12 protein-coding genes are annotated in these 20,002 nt (G+C 39.0%); 8 read left to right on the top strand and 4 right to left on the bottom strand.

All coding sequences use genetic code 11. The features are described 5' to 3' along the window. Window positions 1-32 precede the first annotated feature (32 nt). The 4 genes from HMPREF1505_RS00635 to HMPREF1505_RS00620 all read right to left on the bottom strand — a co-directional run bounded on the left by HMPREF1505_RS00635 (window position 33) and on the right by HMPREF1505_RS00620 (window position 5,560). A complete protein-coding gene (locus HMPREF1505_RS00635; protein ID WP_036920998.1) occupies window positions 33-1,445 on the bottom strand; it encodes a TFIIB-type zinc ribbon-containing protein in 1,413 nt (470 codons plus the stop codon). Between the two features lie 22 nt (window positions 1,446-1,467). Then, a complete protein-coding gene (locus tag HMPREF1505_RS00630; RefSeq protein WP_009433917.1) occupies window positions 1,468-1,803 on the bottom strand; it encodes a hypothetical protein in 336 nt (111 codons plus the stop codon). Beyond that, the gene (locus tag HMPREF1505_RS00625) at window positions 1,800-2,786 is read right to left on the bottom strand and encodes an SPFH domain-containing protein (protein ID WP_036920991.1); all 987 of its coding nucleotides are present in this window, start codon (window positions 2,784-2,786) and stop codon (window positions 1,800-1,802) included. The genes HMPREF1505_RS00630 and HMPREF1505_RS00625 overlap by 4 nt, the downstream gene beginning before the upstream one ends. A gap of 308 nt (window positions 2,787-3,094) precedes the next feature. Further along, the gene (locus tag HMPREF1505_RS00620; RefSeq protein ID WP_036920989.1) at window positions 3,095-5,560 is read right to left on the bottom strand and encodes a TonB-dependent receptor; all 2,466 of its coding nucleotides are present in this window, start codon (window positions 5,558-5,560) and stop codon (window positions 3,095-3,097) included. A 722-nt stretch (window positions 5,561-6,282) separates the two neighbouring features. Between HMPREF1505_RS00620 and HMPREF1505_RS00615 the strand changes: the two genes are divergently transcribed. The 8 genes from HMPREF1505_RS00615 (at window position 6,283) to HMPREF1505_RS00580 (ending at window position 19,854) form a co-directional block, all read left to right on the top strand. Continuing rightward, window positions 6,283-7,512, top strand: a complete 1,230-nt coding sequence (locus HMPREF1505_RS00615) for a site-specific integrase (protein WP_036920987.1) — start codon at window positions 6,283-6,285, stop codon at window positions 7,510-7,512. 28 nt (window positions 7,513-7,540) lie between these two features. After that, entirely contained in the window at window positions 7,541-8,860 is a 1,320-nt protein-coding gene (locus tag HMPREF1505_RS00610) for a site-specific integrase (protein ID WP_036920984.1), read from the top strand. Then, window positions 8,857-9,273, top strand: a complete 417-nt coding sequence (locus HMPREF1505_RS00605; RefSeq protein WP_036920980.1) for a hypothetical protein — start codon at window positions 8,857-8,859, stop codon at window positions 9,271-9,273. The genes HMPREF1505_RS00610 and HMPREF1505_RS00605 overlap by 4 nt, the downstream gene beginning before the upstream one ends. Window positions 9,274-9,531: 258 nt before the next feature. Further along, a complete protein-coding gene (locus HMPREF1505_RS00600; protein WP_019969092.1) occupies window positions 9,532-9,753 on the top strand; it encodes a helix-turn-helix transcriptional regulator in 222 nt (73 codons plus the stop codon). A gap of 4 nt (window positions 9,754-9,757) precedes the next feature. Beyond that, entirely contained in the window at window positions 9,758-13,030 is a 3,273-nt protein-coding gene (locus HMPREF1505_RS00595) for a helicase-related protein (RefSeq protein WP_036920977.1), read from the top strand. A gap of 6 nt (window positions 13,031-13,036) precedes the next feature. Continuing rightward, on the top strand, window positions 13,037-14,431 hold the full coding sequence (locus tag HMPREF1505_RS00590; protein WP_036920975.1) for an RNA-binding domain-containing protein: 1,395 nt from the start codon (window positions 13,037-13,039) through the stop codon (window positions 14,429-14,431). 9 nt (window positions 14,432-14,440) lie between these two features. Further along, on the top strand, window positions 14,441-17,872 hold the full coding sequence (locus HMPREF1505_RS00585; protein ID WP_036920972.1) for an N-6 DNA methylase: 3,432 nt from the start codon (window positions 14,441-14,443) through the stop codon (window positions 17,870-17,872). A 17-nt stretch (window positions 17,873-17,889) separates the two neighbouring features. Further along, the gene (locus HMPREF1505_RS00580) at window positions 17,890-19,854 is read left to right on the top strand and encodes an AAA family ATPase (RefSeq protein ID WP_036920970.1); all 1,965 of its coding nucleotides are present in this window, start codon (window positions 17,890-17,892) and stop codon (window positions 19,852-19,854) included. Window positions 19,855-20,002: the final 148 nt, after the last annotated feature.

The raw sequence follows: 20,002 nt of genomic DNA, 5'->3' as shown, positions 1-20,002 counted from the left end.
TGTATTGCTTTTTCTGTATTTGTTTTATCTACTTATTGCTTCCTTACGTTGTGACTATTTGCAAACTTATATTCGTATTTTATGTTACCTCCTTTTAACGTAAGACTCATGATATATTCATCATCATAACGATCGGTGTTCTCTCTTGTTGCTCTGAACCATATCTTCTGATTGTCTCGTAGAACACCACCAATCTTTATTGGACAATCAAGAGAGCGTGTCCAAAGAATCTTTCCATTAGTATTTCTTAGCTGAAGAACAGCTGGTGCGTTCTCCGAGATATTGCTTTTATACCAAATAAGTATGTACGTTGAATCTTGTAAAATAATGTTTGCATCGAATCCTGTGAACCAATCTGATATTTGCTGACTACTAACCACTTGTATGTCTTTAGCCACAAAATCGTATTTCTTGTTTGAGGGATTGCTAAGGTATTTAGGATTCCCAAGGTGATACGTGAATTGTATTCTTGTTAGTCTGTTTTGACTTTCTTTGCTTGAAGAGGCATTAGACTTCTTGCTTTCTAATATGTATAATACGCTATCACGCATCTCTCCTTTTAATTCAGATGATGGTAGTTCCTTTGCGTAATTATAGGCTTCTTCTGTATATAGATGGTCTGTGGCAGGGAAGTAATAGTAAACTTCTGCCAAGTTATTAGATATTTCTAAGCCCTCATCTCCCTCTAATGAAAAATCAAAGAAATTGCTTGTTCGAGAGATAAAATCCACAGATGAGATCCCACTTGACATTGCTTCCTTATTAGCAAATATAGTCTTAGAGATATTGTTCATCGTGAGTGTTTGTGGATTAATCTCATAGATAAACTGCTTCGGAATGAGGCATAACCACTTATCTGCTTGGTAAAGATGCCATATCTTAAGTTCATTAATCGATGTCATATCAACTCTTTTGCTCTCATCGTCACTGATGAGGAGCTTATCAGCTAACACTTGTCCAGTCTGCGCATCGACGAATCCATAATAGTGACCATCTACTAAGGTCTTATCATCGTTAAGCCCGTAATCGTACCTACGATTCGTTACGTAGAAGAAACAAATACGTCCTTTATGCTTCATAGGGTAGATGGCATCGTAGTCATCTGCCACCTCTACAGAGTCGACAGAGAATAAATCACTTACACCAAAGAGCTTACTTACTTTGATATCTCCGCCCCAAAAGTGCTTAGCTGCATACAGAAAGAGAAAGACAATAAGTACAACCGCTAGGTTTCTTAGCGTATTGCTCATGGTGATGCGGGGCTCTTCTTTGGGCTGCGTGAAGTTTTCGTATTCGAAATTATGCTTGATATTAATGGTTATATCATCGTCATCCAAGAAGTATTCCGTCCCACAATTTCTACATTGATAGCGCTTTTCATCCAGTTGGACATGCTTCTCGCTACCACAGTTTGGGCACTTTATCGGTTTTATCTTTGTTGACATTGTATAACTCAATCAGTACTTTTTATTGTTTCTTATAATGTATGGTTAGATAACACAAGATAGCTTCTATGGCTGTAAAGATAGCGAAGAGGATAATCCACCAGTTGTCTTTTACGCCACTCGGTGCTATCATTCCACTAACAAACTCTATGATTCCTGCTAAGAGGAAGAGCATACCAAGACTCAAACGATGCGAACGCTCTGCACCAAGGGCAAATAACATCACAACCAATAGAGTGTTGACTATAATGGCAACACTTGTGTAGAGCATGTTTACCAATGGATAGATTGATAGAACCAGACCTGCAATGATATTGACAAAGAGGACTGCTATGGCGGGGATTAAGACTTTATTCATAATTTAGAAAGTATTTCGTTCTTCTTTTGTTCGTATTCTTCAGCAGTGATGAGTTGTTCCTCTAAGAGCTTCTTGAGCTTTCGTAGGCGTAGAGTAGGGTCACTACTAACATCGCTCGACTTGAATATGTCTTGTGCTAACTGTAGTCCTGCTCCCATTTGCAAGCCTGCTCCTGCCAGTCCACCTTCGTTCTTTGCAGCATCACGTAAGGCTCCTAACTTCTGCAATCCAGTGTAATCAAGGTCTACCTCGGCTGCTGCATACTTCTCAGTAGTCATGTTTGCAATCCTACCAATGCGTTCCATCGTTTCGTCATCGAATGTAACAGAAGTGATACGGAAGTCGGTTAGCTCCAGACCTAAGCGTGATAACTCCTCTGAAGTCTTCTCTTGTAACTCCTTGGAAAGCTCACCTATGTGGCTATCCACTTCTCGGTAAGGGTAGGCTTTGACTGCAAGAAAGGCTGTGAGTGGCGTCACAATACGTGAAGATACGAGTTCTTGCACATCCTCTGCATAATAGTCTGCGACCGTTCCAAGCAGTGTGACGAACATTTGAGATGCATCTTGTATCTTTACAGAGAAGTTTCCACAAACTCCGAGAGCCACTGGTAATTGATAATCAGGCTCTATGTATTTCACTGGCGAAGCAGTTCCCCAAAGGATGTTCACCATCTCCGCTGTACGGAAGAAGTAGAACCTCATCTTATGGTCGCTCTCTGCTTGCTGAGAGATGTTAAGCAATGTGGTGATAAAAGGATGGTTGTCAGACTCCATCTCATACACTCCTGGTTCTGTAAGTGTGGCTCTCACCTGTCCATCATAGACGATAATGCAACCCTGACCAGGTGCAATAATAAGTTTACTAGCGTCCTTTATTTCATCTGTAGTGGTTTCCAATTGATGAAATAATAGGTTAGTTTTCTGCTCTTTCCATTCTATGACAGTTCGCAGTTGGCGTTTGAAAATATCTTTTATTCCCATAGCTTTATTGTTTCTTTTTCAAATTCGTTTAATAATTGCTGTGTAATAAGTTATGATGCCTACTTTAATTCTAATATGCAAATATAATGATTTGTATTGGAAAGAGCAAAAAATAGTAGAAAAAGGTGAGTCTAATTCTATCTCAAAAAGTTCAGTAAGTTCTTGTTTTTTGTTTGAAAGCAAGATTTATCGCATGGCGGTTTGCTTGTTTTCATTTTGTACTTAGTTGTATAAAACAAAGCTGCCGCATTACCAGTGGGGCAATGCGGCTGCGACCTAAGTTTCAATAAAATAATTCAGAGAGTATCTTATAGTTTAACGCTGAGACCGACATACCATGTTGCACCGTATACTGGAGCATACATGAAGGCTGCGTCGTCTGTGTGTTTCTCGTCCTGAATATAGCTGAAGATGTTCTTAGCACCTGCATAAACAGTACATGTACCGAAACGTTTTGCAGCACGGCAGTTGAAGATCATGAAGGTGTTTGTCTTCTTAATCTTTGATGTTGCACCATCGTCCTCAGAGTTGTAGTCGATGTACATTTTTCCCTGCAATGAGCTTGTGAGAGAGAAGCTCCATGTGCCAGGGGTATAATCGAGGTCGATATCGCCAGTCATTGCTGGGAAACGAGAGATGTTACGACTGTCTTTAGCATACTGCAGACGCTGTGGGAACTCTTTTACAGTCTCATCGTTAGGGTCTGACCAGTCTGCACGCTCGTGCTTAAACTTACCTTGATTGAAGGTCCAGTTAATACCAGCATTGAAGTTGCGGAAGAGGTTTGCCTTTGCACCTAATTCTACACCCTGTACGTAGGCATCGTCAACATTCTCCCACTGGTAAGAGTAACCGAACTTCTTAACCTCATCGTCTGCAGGAGAGAACTGAATCTTATCCTTCAAGTTGGTGCGGAAGATGTTGATGCTGAACTGATATTTCTTAGCATAATAGTCTGCTGAGAGGTTGTAGCTAATAGCACGCTCACCCTTGAGGTTGGATGATTTCCATACACGTGGCGAACCACTACAGAGGTGGAGGTCCTCAGAGAATCCGTAAGGAGCACGGAAACCTGTACCTACATTAGCACGGAGAACGAGTGAAGGAGTCAGTTCATATTTGATAGCAATACGAGGATTGACGGTTGTCTTACTGAATTTCGTTGTTGGGAAAGCACTATCAGAAACCTTTACGCTGGTAGCATACTCCTCACCAGAGCTATGAGAGTCGACACGGATACCTGGTACAACGGTCAACTTTGGTGTTACGTTCCACTCATCCTGTACGAAGAAGCCAACCTCGTTAGCGTGCTTCTTACCAATAGAAGTGTATGGAACGCCATAGTATGGACTTGTCTTCTCGTCCTCAGCAGAGATGACATAGAGTCCTGTCTCACGCAAACGAGTGAAATAACCCTGTACACCACCAAGCAATGTATGGTTGCCAAGGATAGAAGTGAAGGTGATAGATGGTGTCACCGTATTCTCCTTAGCAATGTATGGACGCATCATAGAAACGTCAGGTTCCGCACCATCCTCGTCAGGATGTGCTGGATCCTTGTGAGAATCCATGTAGTCATGAAGGAAGGTATCGTTTGTTGCTTGACGCTTATGATATACATACGCTGTCGTGAGGTTCAGTTCAGAGTGCTTACCGATAGGCAAGGTGTAAGCAAGGTCAGCTGAAAGACGGTTGGTACGGATGTCTTCTGTACCGTCAGTGTATGGGTTCATATATTGATCATTCGTCATGACACCACCGAAACGGTGCTCATCAATCGCCTTACCACGCAGTACGAGCTTATCGTTCTTAGCAAAAGGCTGATAGAAGTAAAGGCTGAAACCAAGGTTATTCATCGTCTCATCTACGCGATCAGAGATACCATCCTTGTTCTTTACTTCCTTACGTGTAAGACCATTCTGTGTGCGGTCGATAGCATCCATCTGTGTACGCTGTGCGAATACACTCAGACCGATGTTGTTATAACGCATAGATCCAGAACCCTTATAGCTCTTGAAGCCAAAGTTTCCGAACTGAATATCACCATTAACAGATGGCTCAAAGGTTGGTTCCTTTGAGATAATGTTGATGGCACCAGCAACGGCACTACTTCCATAGAGGGCTGAACCGGCACCCTTAACTACCTCAAGACGGTCGATGTCATTGGTACCAATCTGCTGCAAACCGTAAACACCGGCAAGACCAGAGTAGATTGGCTCACCATCAATGAGTACCTGTGTGTGCTCAGCACCCAATCCTTGCATACGAACCTCAGAGAAATTACAGAACTGGCACTGCTGTTCTACGCGGATGCCTGGTACACCTTCAAGTGCTTCGTATAAGTTCTGGGCATTCTTCTTGGTGATAGCCTGTGATGTCAGAACCTCTGTACGGATAGGAACATCCTTTACAAAGTGGCTGGTACGAGTACCAGTTACAACGACCTGGCTTAACTCCAATGGGTCTTTTTCCAGTTCAAAGTAGACTTCAGAACCTTTATTATTATACATATCTACCTCTTTTTCCTGCTGCTGATAACCAGCGAGTGTAGCTATGATAACTTGCCTTCCTACAGGAAGATTACTTAATTTAAAGTGACCCGAAGCATCGCATTGAGTTTTAAGGTTCGTACCTTTTACTTGGATTACGGCATGAGAAAGGTGCTTTCCACCTTCTTTTGCCTTCACATCACCGAAGAGCATTGCGTCGGTGTTTTGTGCCATGGATACAAGAGAGCATAATATGGCGGTCAAGATTAGTAAATATTTCTTCATTTTGTTATTAAATGGTTTGTAAATAACTTTGCAAAGTTATGTTATTTTTATAAATGTGTCAATACCTAATAGTTGGTATTGTGAAGATTCTTCCGTTAAATACGTAGATTGTTTATAGAATGAGATTCATCCACATACATGGTATGATTTCCTCCAATAAGATGCTTTTATAAAGGGGGATAAACTACATGATAAATGTCATTAGGTACGCAGTCTATCTGTCTTCACAAACAACTTATTCCTATTAGCCTAATTAGGCTATTTGGTCTAATTGGGCTAACAACTTATTATTCTGTCATAATTTTTCACATCATAATTTTGAATACATGCTCTTTGGGCTTCTAAAAGACGCCCTTTTGGCTTGCAACTAATCCTTGAAAAGGAAGAAAAATCGAAGTTGGCGTAAACTGACTGATAATGAGCAGGAAACGGAGTCATTTGCATAAAACTGCTCTGTTCATATAGGGCAGGAATATGCAGATTTAGGCAGAAGTTCAGTTACCAAAGCATTACCTGATTTTGAGATAGGTAACGATGAAGTAATGTTCGGTAACTGAATTATTTTTGCTCGTGTGGCTTTTGCTATGGTCGGCAGTTTTCTGCATAAGTGAGGAACGCTTTAATTCGGGTAACTTTGCATAAGACATGCTGCACTCGTCCATTTGAGAGCAAGCTCTCATAGAACTCGCTTGCACTGTCTTTGCCCATAAAAATTAAAGCGTATGAAACAAGAGAAAATGAAGGTGTTGCTCTACCTCAAAAAGAGCGGACTTGACAAGTCGGGCAAGGCTCCCATCATGGGACGTATCACACTTGGAAGGAGTATTGCGCAGTTCAGTTGTAAACTCTCCTGCAACCCCGACTTGTGGAATCCACGAGAGAGCAGAATGGATGGTAAGAGTCGTGAGGCGGTGGAGATAAACGATAAATTGGAAAATCTACTGTTGTCTGTTCAGTCGGCTTATCAATCTCTGCTATCCAAAGGTTGCCCATTTGATGCAGCCGATGTGAAAGAGCTGTTCCAAGGGAGCGTACAGACACGATGCATGCTCATTGAAAGGCTGGATATGCTCATTAAGGAGAAGGAAAGCCATGTTGGTATAGACATCAAGGTAGGAGCCATACACGGCTATCACTCTACCCGAATTCATTTGCAGAAGTTTATTCAACGGAAAAACAAGGTAACAGACTTGGCTTTCTCACAGCTCACAGAGAACTTTATCTATGAGTTTGGGCAATATTTCTTAGGTGAGTGCGGTTTTCAAGAAAGCACATTCTATAATGCAGCCACGCATTTGAAGACGGTATGCAGGTTGGCTTACCGTGAGGGATTGGCTGATGTACTTCTATTTGACAAAGCCAAAATCAGCAAGGGCGACAAGAGACTGCCCAAAGCATTGGACAAGGAAGCATTAGACAAATTGAAGACTCTCAACTTGGAGGACTTGGAGGAGGATATGGAAACGGCAAGGGATATTTTCCTCTTTGCCTGTTATACAGGTGCTGCTTATTGTGATTTGATGGGACTTGGCAAGAAGCATCTTTTCCGTGATGACGAGGGGAGTTTATGGTTAAAGTTCAACCGCCACAAGACAGGTGTACTATGCCGTGTCAAACTGCTGCCCCAAGCCATACGGCTGATGGAGAAGCTCTACAGCGAAGAAAGGGAAGCATTGCTCCCTTTCATGGGATATGCTACTTACCAATCATACTTGAAAGCCCTACGGCTTCGTGTGGGTATCTCGTTTTCCTTTACCACGCATACCGCAAGACACACCTTTGCCACGCTTATCACGCTTGAGCAGGGCGTGCCTATTGAGACGGTGAGCAAGATGCTGGGACATTCGAACATAAGCATGACAGAACGCTATGCAAAGGTCACACCCCTAAAACTCTTTGAGGAGTTTAATCGTTTCCTTTCTTTCACAGAGGATATGCAGATGAGTATTTAGCAATAGACATATTAAAACTAAAATCATTATGAGAAGTACATTCAAGATACTGTTCTATATCAACAGACAGAAAACTAAGACAGACGGCAATACCGCCATTCTCTGCCGTATCACCATCGATGGAAAGAACACAACTATTCGCACAGGCGAAGAGTGCAATCCCTCCGAGTGGAACACCAAACAGGGTTTAACAACCAATAAGAAGACCAACCAAAGAATCAATGAGTTCAGGGAATTGATAGAAAAAACCTATCGGGACATACTGACGAGGGAAGGAGTGGTAAGTGTGGAACTTATCAAGAACCGCTTGCAAGGTATAGCCACTAGCCCCACCACGCTCCTTGCAATGAGCAAGGCGGAACTGCAAGCCGTCAAGGAAAGCGTTGGAAAGTCAAGGGCGGAGGGAACTTATCTGAACCTTTACTATTCTGATAGAAATCTCCGAGAATTTATCGAAAACAAAGGAGTACAAGACATATCTATCGCCACCATTACAGAGAGTTTGTTCGAGGAATACCGTTTCTTCCTGAAAAAGAGTGGGCTGAAAGCATCGACTGTCAATACCAATCTCTGTTGGCTGAGCCGACTGATGTTCCGTGCGGTCAGTAGGAGGATTATCCGTTGCAATCCCTTTGAGAACGTCAAGTATGAGAAGGAGGAAAAGAAGATACGCTTCTTACAAAAGGGCGATGTAATGAAACTCATGGCAATGAGTATGAATGACAAGGAAGCAGAGTTGGCAAGACAGATGTTCATCTTTTCCTGCTTCACAGGCTTGGCTATCTCAGATATAGAGAATTTGAAATACAAGCATATCCAAACAGCAGCAGACGGACAGAGGTATATACGCAAGGAGCGTCAGAAGACAAAGGTTGAGTTTGTCGTACCGTTACATCCCATAGCTGAAACTATCATCAGCCATTGCAGGAATTCGCAGGCAGGAAACGAAGAACAGCAGGCGGTGAAAGAAAAAGGCGACAGCCTTGTCTTTCAACTTCATTGCAGCCGTAGCGTGATGGGCAAGAACCTGAGCATCGTGGGTAAGGCTTGCGGTATCCGTCAAAGACTTTCCTACCACATGGCTCGCCACACCTTCGGTACGATGAGTCTGAACGCAGGTATCCCTATCGAGAGTATAGCCAAGATGATGGGACACGCCTCCATATCAAGCACGCAGATTTATGCGCAGGTAACGGACAACAAGATTTCGGAGGATATGGACAGGCTTATAGCCAAGTACAAGGCGAAGGACAAGACTACCGTAAATGCAGATGTGGAAGCAGCGACAGACACAAAGACAATCCCGCTTGTTGTCAATTCAAATGGCAGAAAGGAGGAAACGGCATGAATACGAACTATAAACTAAGAACTATGACTAGCACGGAGAATCATCGCAGTTATTTTGATTGGGGCTGCAATATGCAGATTGTCCGCAAGGGAATCGGAGACATAGCCATGACAGAGGGAGAACTTACAAGGTTCTTCGGAGTAACGTGGAGAAAACTTAATCATGGGTTGCAAACACTTATGAAATCCTCCACCTTGCATCCCGATGAGAGGGGTGCAAGTGAAGAGCCTGTTTTTATCAGCAGACAATTGAAAGGCTATGCGCCACTCTATCCGCTTCCTATCATCATTGCCCTGTCCTTTCTGTTGGACAGCACGGAAGCGCATTTGTTCAGAAAGTACGTCTGTCAGAAGTTGCAGAAATCAGCATCCATGATAACACCGATATTCCTGATAGGCAACACGCATAATTGATGATAATACTTCCTTTTTCTTTCACCGATTATATCTTACTACATTACTACAATAAGAGTTAAAGCGGTGAAAGAAAATGGATTACGCCGTAGTTAGGAGATGAAATAACTATTACTACCAATTGGCTACATTCTACTCCTATAAAATGTATTGTATATAAAGTAATGCAGCAAAAAACTGATTGTAAAACAATTTAAGAATAAAACTTGTGTTTTTTCAAATAGTTTGTTATCTTTGTAAGCAATATATTGTAATGAAATGTCAAACAATGAACAAACAAGCGTTAGGAATCGCTTAAAAATTGTCCTTGTTGAACAGGGAAGAACGAACAGATGGCTTGCAGAGCAATTGGGTAAGACGGAGCATACTGTTTCTCGTTGGTGTCAAAACAAAACACAGCCAACAATTGCCATATTGGGACAAATCGCACAGATTCTGGATGTGGATGTAAGATTATTGATTAAATCAACAAAAGATTAAACCAATGGAAACTAATTTCTTTACGAATGAGAATCAAAATACACTTTTAGAGAAAATAGAAGGTGTATTCAAATATAAGAAAGTACATTTTTTTGATGTACTTGTTGGCTATTTCCGTGCTTCTGGTTACTTTAAGATTAGGAAGTTTATAGAGCAAACACCGAAGATAAGGTTTCTTGTAGGCATTAATGTTGATAAACTTACGGCTCAAGCTAACCAGCAAGGACTCCTGTTTAATCCAGATGAAGGGCAAGCACAAGAAGAATTATTTCATGAATTGAAAAAGAATATTCAAGAAGCTCGGTATGATAAGGATGTAGAGGAAGGGATGTGCCAATTTATAAAAGATATCATGTCAGGAAAAATAGAAATGCGCATTCATCCTAAACAAAATATCCATGCTAAACTTTATATATTTAGGGAAGAGATATATCATCCGCACGGATATGGCTCGGTCATTACAGGCTCAAGTAATTTGACTGATGCAGGACTTGAAAAGAATTTTGAGTTTAATGTTGAGTTGCGTTATGATGATGATATCCAATTTGCTACCGAAACATTCGAACGTTTGTGGAAAGAGTCTGTAGAGATAGACTTGACGCATATAGAAACGATAAAAAATGAGTCATACTTGAATCCTAACTTCACACCTTATGAAGTATATTTGAAGTTTTTATTGGAATATTTTGGGAAACGTATAGATTTCGATCCTAATTCCTTATCTGAGTTACCAAAAGGTTTTAAGAGACTATCTTATCAAGTTGATGCTGTAAATGATGGATTTTCCAAGATGATGAAACATAATGGTTTTTTCCTGTCTGATGTCGTCGGATTAGGAAAAACTGTTGTTGCGGCTTTAATTGCTAAGAAATTTTTCTATGCCAATGATTTCCCAGCATACCATTCTCATGTATTGGTCATCGTCCCACCTGCTTTACAAGAGAGTTGGGAGGAAACCCTGTCTAAATTCAAGGTAGATAATTACAGGATTGTTACAAATGGAAGTATAAGCAAAATAAAAGATGCGTCTCTCTACGACTTAATCATAGTTGATGAGGCCCATAAGTTCCGTACAGACACTGCTTCTATGTATAACGAACTGCAGAAGTTATGCAAGACTCCTTGCTGCCATCATCATGCGGATGGAACCTTATATAGTAAGAAGGTAATTCTCGTCTCAGCAACACCGTTGAACAATAAGCCAGAAGATATAGCCAATCTTGTATATCTGTTTCAGGACTCGAAAGATAGTACACTCGAGGAAGGAAACCTACAACGTTTCTTCAGAGAGCAGATAGACGCTTATAAGAAGGTAAAAGGAGAAAAAGACAGCAGAATCATAGCAATTAAAATTAGAGACATTTACGAGAAGATACGTGTAAAAGTTGTAGAACCATTGATGGTACGTCGCACCCGCACAGACCTTTTAGAGAATGAAGCATACAAGATTGATTTAGACACACAAGGTGTTGCATTCCCCAAGGTTCATCAGCCACAGCCACTATATTATAAATTAGATAAGCAGTTGAACGAACTTTATGACAAGACCATCAAGGTGTTGAGCGATGAGAAGGAGGGTCTGACTTATTTCAGATATCAAGCCATTAAATATCTTAATAAGGAAAAGAAAAAGAAATACAAAAAGGCCGATATGATTTCCATTCAGTTGGCAAAGATTATGAAAACCTTACTTGTGAAGCGATTAGATAGTAGTTTTTATGCTTTCAAACAATCACTAAAACGATACTATCAGTCAAACTGTGTCATGCTCAAGATGTTTGAAAATAGAAGGATTTATATTGCGCCTAAGCTAAAGGTTAATGAACTCCTAAGCGAAGGCAAAGAGGAGGAGTTGATAAAACTAATTGAACAATCCCCTTACAATGATTCCACAATAGATGTCTATACACCAGAAGACTTTGTCAAACCTATTTATTTAGATGGGTTGAAACACGATAATGCTGTATTGGAAGATTTGGTAACTGAATGGGATAAGATAAACTATGACCCCAAACTGGATGTATTTCTTGACAAACTAAAAAATCAATTGTTTGACAAGTCCATTAATCGTGAGGGGAAATTAGTAGTTTTCTCAGAAAGTAAAGAAACAACAGACTATCTATTGAAAGAGTTAGAAAAACAAGGATATGACAAGGTCTTATCGGTTGAAAGCAGCAACCGTACAGAAAAGATGCCTTTAGTAAGTGCAAACTTCGATGCAAATTATAAAGGATATAAGAAAGATAATTACAACATTGTGCTGACAACAGAAGTGCTAGCTGAAGGTGTCAACTTGCATCGAGCCAATGTGATCGTTAATTATGACACGCCATGGAACTCTACACGTCTAATGCAACGTATTGGGCGAGTGAACCGTATAGGGAGTACTGCAAAGGATGTTTATATTTACAATTTCTTCCCTACGAAAGAAGTAAATAATGATATAGAACTTGAAAACAAAGCCAAGATGAAGCTATTTGCTTTTCATGCTGCTTTAGGAGAGGATAGTCAAATATATTCAGAAGAGGAAAATCCAGAGAGTTTTGGCTTGTTTGATAAGAATCTTGAAGAAGAACGCGACGAGAAGTTAGGCTATCTGATGTGGTTAAGAAAGCAAAAGGAGGAGTATCCCGATTTGTTGAGAGCCATAGAGAAAATGCCTTTGCGTGCTCGGGTTGGTAGAATTGCTACTAATGCAGACCAATCAACATTGGTGTTTATTCGTAACGAAAAACGAGATGCTTTCACGCTTATCCATAAAGATGGAAGATTGGAAGAACTTACTTTTCTTGAGGCAGTTAAGATATTTAAGGCTGATGTTGACGAAAAAGCTATTCCGCTACATGAACTTCATTATTCCCAAGTAGGGAAAGCACTTAATTTCTTTTCGGAGAGAGCTGAGGCAGAAAAGGGGAATACGCTAAAAGTAAACCCAACACAAGGACCTAACGAGAAGAGAGCAATAGCCTATTTGGATAGCTTTCTTACGATTCCAAATATTGATGCGAAGGAGGCAGAGTTAATTCGACAAGCGAAGAGGGCGATTACGACGGGTCGGTTCCAACAGTTGCAACGAAAGGTGAACAAACTTAAAACTACAACAAAGAAAACCCCTGTTAAGCTGTCTGTTCTTCTTGAACAGATGATACAAATCCTGTCATCTTATCCTTTGGTAACAGGGCAAAACACGGTTCCTGTTAATGTTACGGTAGATGGGCAGCAACGGAGAGAATTGTTTAATCCTGAAGTTATCATTTCTGAAAGCTTCTGTTCTTGATGGAGTATGAATGAGACAAATCGTATAGAATACAAGCTATGGCTTACCCCTGATTTGGATATAGAGAAGGAAGTGATAGCTTTTCTGAACTACAAGGAAGGTGGCTACGTATATATAGGTGTAGATAAAGATGGAAATACAGTAGGAGTAGATGATGTAGATACTTGTATGTTACAGCTAAAGGATCGTATCAAAAATAATATCTCACCCTCAGTTATGGGGCTTTTTGATATATCAGAAGAAGAACGGAACGGCTGTCCAATTGTAAAGATAACGATTGCAAGTGGCATTGAGAAACCTTATTTCAAGTCCAAGTATGGTATGACTTCCAAAGGGACATTCATTCGGATAGGTACTTCTGCTGAGCCTATGCAGCAACAGCAAATTGACAGACTGTTTGCGATGCGGACACGAAACTCCATAGGAAAGATTATCTCTAACAGACAAGATTTATCTTTCGAACAACTTCGTATTTATTATGATGAGCGGGGCAAACGGCTTAACGATAACTTCAAACGTAGCTTGGAACTGTTGACAGAGAATGATAAGCTTAACTATGTTGCATATTTGTTAGCTGATGAGAATAACAACTCTATAAAACTTGCTAAATACTCAAGCCTTGACAGATGCGAACTAATAGAAAATAATGAATATGGATACTGTTCGTTAATTAAGGCAACAAAGAGTATCTTAGCAAAATTAGATATAGAGAATAAAGTCTTTGCAACTATCACACCTGCAGAACGCACAGAGTATCCTTTATGGGATAAGATAGCTTTGCGTGAAGCAGTTGTCAATGCCATTGTACATAATGACTATTCATTTGAGGTGCCACCCAAGTTTGAAATCTTTCCAGACCGCATTGAGATTACGTCAGCGGGACGGTTGCCAGAGTCGTTGAGTCGTGAAGAATTCTTTAATGGCATTTCCATTCCACGCAATAAAGAATTAATGCGTGTCTATAGAGACCTGGAGTTAGTAGAGTCTTTGGGATCTGGAGTTCCTCGCATACTCAGAGCCTATGGTGCAGAGTGCTTCGTCTTTACAGACAACTTTATACGTATTACTTTCCCAATCTCTAAGAAGTATCAACGACAGAATACAACTAATGAAGTGGAAGAGAGTGTACAAGTTAGTATGCAACTTAAGTTTTTGCTAATCAGCATAAATAAGCAGATGCTGTCTGTTGATGAGATACTGCAAGTGTATAAGCAAGTGTACAAGCTGGTGTATAAGTCGCACTGGTATTTTAAAAAGAAATTCATTCTCCCAGCTATGCAGCAAGGCTGGATAGAGATGCTATACTCCGATAAGCCCAATCACCCCCAACAAAAGTACAAACTTACGGAAAAGGGATTGCTATTACTTAATACTTTCATTCAACAAAGCGAACAAAAATAAAGAAGATATATGGATAAAGCTGAACTAAAAAATAAATTGAAAGAGAATTTCAATCTTGAAGCATGGAAAACCATTCTTGGGAGAATGTTTCATAAGATTGACTATCTTTCTATCCCAAACGCCATAGAAGACAAGTCTGTAAAAAGCGGCGGACAAATAGGAACGATACGTCTTGATGACAACCGTTCGTTGGCACTCTTTGTCATAGAAGTTGCCGACAATATTGACATTGCCCACAATAGAAAAGGACTACGCAATATAGCCATAAGATATATTGACCAAGACATCATCCATGGAATATTGGTTTTCTATTATTCAAGGAAACAGACTGACTATCGCCTCACCTTTGTTTCAAAGACTACTGCACTCAATGAGGCGGGAGAGTTTCAAACAAAAGAAACAGCCCCTAAACGCTACACATTCCTATTGGGCGGAAATGAACCATGTACTACCGCAGCCATCCGTTTATATGAATTAGTGAAGAAAGAGAACGTTCTGTTATCGGATGTTACCGATGCTTTCTCCGTAGAACGACTCAACAAGGACTTCTTCAAAGGGTATAAAGACCGCTATAAGAAGTTCTGTGATTTCCTTACAGGAAATGCAAAGGACAATCGCGACTATGTGAAAAAACTACTCGGTCGTCTCGTCTTCCTGCAATTTTTGCAGAAAAAAGGCTGGATGGGCGTACCTGCAAGTAGCAAAGCATGGGAAGGTGGTGACAAAGCATATATGCAAAAACTTGTTGAGCATTATAAGGACAACGACAGATTATTGAGCGATGTGCTGGAACTGCTTTTCTTCAATACGCTTAATGAAACCAGACCCGATGACATTGCCAATTCTCGTCTTGGCGACAATATCAAGATACCTTACCTAAATGGTGGTCTTTTCGACAAGGATGCTTTGGACAATAGGAATATTGCTTTTCCTTACTCCTATTTTTACGAACTGATGGAGTTCTTTTCAGAATACAATTTCACCATCGACGAAAACGATCCCGATGATGCAGAAGTGGGTATCGACCCAGAGATGTTGGGACATATCTTCGAGAACCTGTTGGAAGACAACAAGGACAAGGGAGCATTCTATACGCCAAAGGAAATAGTCCAGTATATGTGCCGTGAAACCATTGTGCAGTATCTGAAATCTCATGTTGCTGAACAATTATACTCGTCTGTCGAAACTCTGATTAAGCAGGGAGTTGTTGATGTGAAACTTCAAAACAAGACCAATGCCAATGAGGTATACAATCTGCTCAAAACTGTAAAGGTGTGCGACCCTGCCATTGGTTCCGGTGCCTTTCCTATGGGCGTACTCAATGTACTCTATCATGCCCGTATGCAGCTCTACGGTTTTCTGAAGTCCCCGGAAGATTTCTCTCATGCAAAGGTAAAACGCGACATTATACAGAATAACATCTTTGGAGTGGATATAGAGCAGGGTGCGGTAGATATAGCCCGCCTCCGCTTCTGGTTGGCTTTGGTGGTCGATGAAACGATTCCGCAGCCACTGCCTAACCTTGATTATAAGATAATGTGTGGGAATTCACTCACCTATCGGTATCCAATGGATATACAGATTGATGATGTGCTTGTGGAATATAATCAGAATGTTTCTGAAAATCAACAACTATCATTGGAATTATACAAGAGTATGGTCTATAAATATACAAATACTTCCGACCATACGCGAAAGGCTGAATTCAAAGCAATAATAGAAAAGGTTAAACAGACGTTTAAATATAAACTCACAGACAGAGAACTCTTAAAGATAAAAAGATTTAAAAAACAGTTAGCAGACTATGACTCTCCAATGTTGTTTGAATTATCAAAAGCAGAAAAGCAAAAAGTAAAAGTATTAAAGAAACAATTAAATACCATTCTCAAGAAGCAAACCGATATAGAGAATAGTAAAATTTATGAAAACGCTTTTGAGTGGCGATTTGAGTTCCCCGCTTTATTGGACGACATTGGTACCTTCACTGGATTTGACGTGATTATAGGAAATCCTCCTTACGGGGCAAAACTTACGACATTCGAAAAACAAATGTTCAAGGATAAATATGCCGATGTGCACATGCGAACGCCAGAAACATTTTGCTATTTCACTTCGCTTGCTTTTAACTTGTGTAAGCAGGAAAGGGCAGTTGTGTCTTATATTGTCCCCAACAACATCTTATTTCAAAAAGAGAATGAGAAAACTCGAAGGTTACTTGCCGAGGAACACACGTTAGTGCGCGCCATTAATCTTGGAGACAATACATTTGAAAATGCCGATGTTCCAACTTGTATTTTTGTGGCAAACACAGAGAAAACAGTTAATTATAATATTGCTTATTCCGATTATCGTCAATTTAATGTAAAGAACATTAAGTGGGATGAAAAGATTGAAGATATCAGTATTGAAAAGCAAAAATCCGTTCCAGCAATGGTTATAGGAATGTCAAATAGCGATATAAACATTTTAGATAGTATCAGGTCCCATGGAGTTACTATTGATGCAATAGCCGAAGAGATGGCAAGTGGTATTTCCACGGGTGGAGATAAGATTTTTAGAATTACACCAGACTGTATTTCTACTTTTAATATAGAACAAACAATTCTTAAGCCTTTGTTGGTGGGTAGTGAAATTTCTGAATATACAATAAGTAGCTCTATGGAACAACTCATATATACTACGAGAGAGACAGATATTTTACGTTATCCACATACACTTGAATATCTAAATAATTACCATGAAAAGTTAGCTTTACGCAGTGAGGTGAAATCTGGAGTCTTACCATGGTATTCATTGAATAGAAATCGCTATGAAAGGCTTTTTGTTGAGCCTAAAATCATCATGCGCCAGACTTCTGATAAAATTAGATGTGTTTATGATGAAAAAGGATATTTCGTTTTGGATAGCATTCTCATCTTTAAAAAAAACACAATGTTATTTTCCTATAAGTATATAGCTACAGTTCTTAATTCCTGTGTGACGGACTATATATATAAGAAACTGACTCAGGAAGAAGGGAGAACCTTTGCACAAGTAAAGCCAATCAATGTAAGGAAACTATACATACCAAAAGCAGAGAATAAGGAACAGGAATTACTGGAAACGCTCTATGATTATATGGCGTTTTTAAAAAATGTAGATTCTGCACAAGTAGATAAGGCTATTGGGAATGAATTCGTAGGAGAGTTTTTTCAACAGATTATAGACGGTTGTGTTTACGAACTTTTCTTCGGAGAACATATGCAGGAACGAGACATAAATATCATAGAGTATCTATTTGAGTATATTAAACCTTTTAATGACCTATCAGAAGAATCTATCATTACAACTATCAGCAAAGCATTTGATACTCTTTATAAATCAGATAATCCCGTGCGGACAAGACTTTCACTTTTCGTTTCACGGAGTCCGGAGATTCTGAAAATAATTATTCAACATTAATACTTAATATCCTAAAGATGGCTTCGATTTCTAAAATAACAATTAATGGATTTAAGGCTTTTCCAAAAGAATTTAATCTGAATCTTGATGGGAAAAACTTATTAATGTACGGTGAGAATGGAAGTGGCAAATCCTCTATCTATTATGCCTTACATGCACTGTTGCAAAGTCAATGTCATGATATTAAAAAGTATTTCAATAAAAACTCAGACGAGTGTATTGTAAATACCATGACTGCAACGCCGGTTCCAAAAGTTTCTGTGAAATTTGAAAATAGTGATATTACTTATAACATTTCTGAGAATGGTTACGAGGAGTCTATTCAACAACCAACTTCACCTATCAAGGATTTAAACGGTAAATGTGTGTTCATCAATCACAAGTTTCTTTTTAACTTCTTCAGTTTCAGAAATTCTCAATATATAGATTTGTTTCCTGTATTTATCAAGGATATTCTTCCGTTTACCCTAACAATGGATAAATCCAGATATATTTCTCAAATCTATGATGAAATTAATATTGGTATTCAGCGGAAAGGAAAAGGCAAACTAATTGCCTATGATTATAAGAATAAGATTAAGAAATTTAATAATGAAGTTAAATATATTATTGATTACATAAACACGAACGCACCACGAACTGCAACAAAAATATATAATGACTTTTTTAGAGATTCTGGAGCCCCAAATCTTAGAATAATATTGAATTATTTAGATAATAAAGATGAAATTATTCAAAATAATAATTCTTATTGGCTTCGTTTAGGGTATAGGTATGAAGAAGAAAAAATTGCAGGAAAATTGCAAAAAGTAAAAATCAGTAATAGATTGGAAATATTGAATCCTGTAATAACCTTGTCCATAGATGAAGACAAGGAAGATGGATTTTTTACCCCAATTGCTAAACCTCAAAGTTATTTTAATGAGGCTAAACTAACAGCAATCGTTCTCTCTATTCGCTTTTCATTATTAGATACAATTACTGCCCAAGATGGTCGTTTTCTAGCTCTTGATGATATGCTAATTAGTCTTGATATGAGTAATCGCATGAAAGTGATAGATTATTTACTTTCAGAATGTAACCAATACAAAATCTATCTTTTTACACATGATAGAGCTTTTTACAACTTTATATGGACCAAAATTTCAAAAAAGAAGTGTAATAATCAATGGCTTCACAAAAGGATTTATATACAGCATTCTGAGCCTGTTCTAATAGACGATGATGATGATTATATTTCTAAAGCAAAGAGGTTTTATCAGATACAAGATTATGAGACCTCTGCAATATACTTGAGAAAAAGTTTGGAAGAAACTATAGGCAATTTACTCCCATATGAATTAAAAACATCAGCGGGTGGTGGATTTTTGTCTTTAGAAACATTATGGCAAAAACTGATTAAATACTATTCAGACAATGGAAAAAGCATTGATAAAAATACACAAAAAGTATTTGATGATTCAAAGCTTCTGATCCTAAATCCTGCTGCACATTTCCAAAGATTATCAAATCCTATTTATAAAAAAGAATTGGAGATGACTTTTGATTTGCATACACAACTATCGCACATTGATAGGATAGAAAATATGCTCTGCATTGAAAAAGGAAAAATATTTAATTTTACTCATCCTACCAAACCCTATAAATGTGATTTTTCAATAGACAAAGATTTTATACTGGAGCAAGGAGATAGGCTTATTAATGTAATGCCCAAATGTAAAGATATACACTGGAACTATAATGGGATTATGTATTATGATTTTGAGAAAGGAGGAGAAAATCAGAATCATCCTTTAAAAACAGCAACTCCAAAATTGAATAAATTCATTGAAGGGCTCGAAAAGTTACCATTAGAGATTACTGAAGAAATATTTTGGGCAAATTGTAAAGTTGACAACACCCCATTAAAAGATTTTTTTGGTGGGGTTAATATAACCTCATTGATGTTGGCTTCTGCAAAAAATAGAAATACAAAACATTAATATTCCTGATAAGGTAGAATGATTTTCAGTTCAACATCTTCAAACAACAAATAGGATTATCCTTTCTGCCAAGTTTGGAGATGGGATGACTTAGTAGCTGAGTGATCGAAGAAAATAAATATTGGGAGAGGCAACTTTCTAATAAGGA

This window comes from Prevotella sp. ICM33 (assembly GCF_000517825.1).
Taxonomy (GTDB): Bacteria; Bacteroidota; Bacteroidia; order Bacteroidales; family Bacteroidaceae; genus Prevotella; species Prevotella melaninogenica.
Note: the sequence above shows the minus strand (reverse complement) of the source record. Positions and strands in the feature narration are given on the sequence as shown.

Coding starts and splice junctions, on each gene's coding strand:
- HMPREF1505_RS00595 (WP_036920977.1), top strand. CDS start 9,758: ATGGAAACTAATTTCTTTACGAATGAGAATCAAAATACACTTTTAGAG.
- HMPREF1505_RS00590 (WP_036920975.1), top strand. CDS start 13,037: ATGAATGAGACAAATCGTATAGAATACAAGCTATGGCTTACCCCTGAT.
- HMPREF1505_RS00580 (WP_036920970.1), top strand. CDS start 17,890: ATGGCTTCGATTTCTAAAATAACAATTAATGGATTTAAGGCTTTTCCA.
- HMPREF1505_RS00605 (WP_036920980.1), top strand. CDS start 8,857: ATGAATACGAACTATAAACTAAGAACTATGACTAGCACGGAGAATCAT.
- HMPREF1505_RS00625 (WP_036920991.1), bottom strand. CDS start 2,786: ATGGGAATAAAAGATATTTTCAAACGCCAACTGCGAACTGTCATAGAA.
- HMPREF1505_RS00585 (WP_036920972.1), top strand. CDS start 14,441: ATGGATAAAGCTGAACTAAAAAATAAATTGAAAGAGAATTTCAATCTT.
- HMPREF1505_RS00635 (WP_036920998.1), bottom strand. CDS start 1,445: ATGTCAACAAAGATAAAACCGATAAAGTGCCCAAACTGTGGTAGCGAG.
- HMPREF1505_RS00600 (WP_019969092.1), top strand. CDS start 9,532: ATGTCAAACAATGAACAAACAAGCGTTAGGAATCGCTTAAAAATTGTC.
- HMPREF1505_RS00620 (WP_036920989.1), bottom strand. CDS start 5,560: ATGAAGAAATATTTACTAATCTTGACCGCCATATTATGCTCTCTTGTA.
- HMPREF1505_RS00630 (WP_009433917.1), bottom strand. CDS start 1,803: ATGAATAAAGTCTTAATCCCCGCCATAGCAGTCCTCTTTGTCAATATC.
- HMPREF1505_RS00610 (WP_036920984.1), top strand. CDS start 7,541: ATGAGAAGTACATTCAAGATACTGTTCTATATCAACAGACAGAAAACT.
- HMPREF1505_RS00615 (WP_036920987.1), top strand. CDS start 6,283: ATGAAACAAGAGAAAATGAAGGTGTTGCTCTACCTCAAAAAGAGCGGA.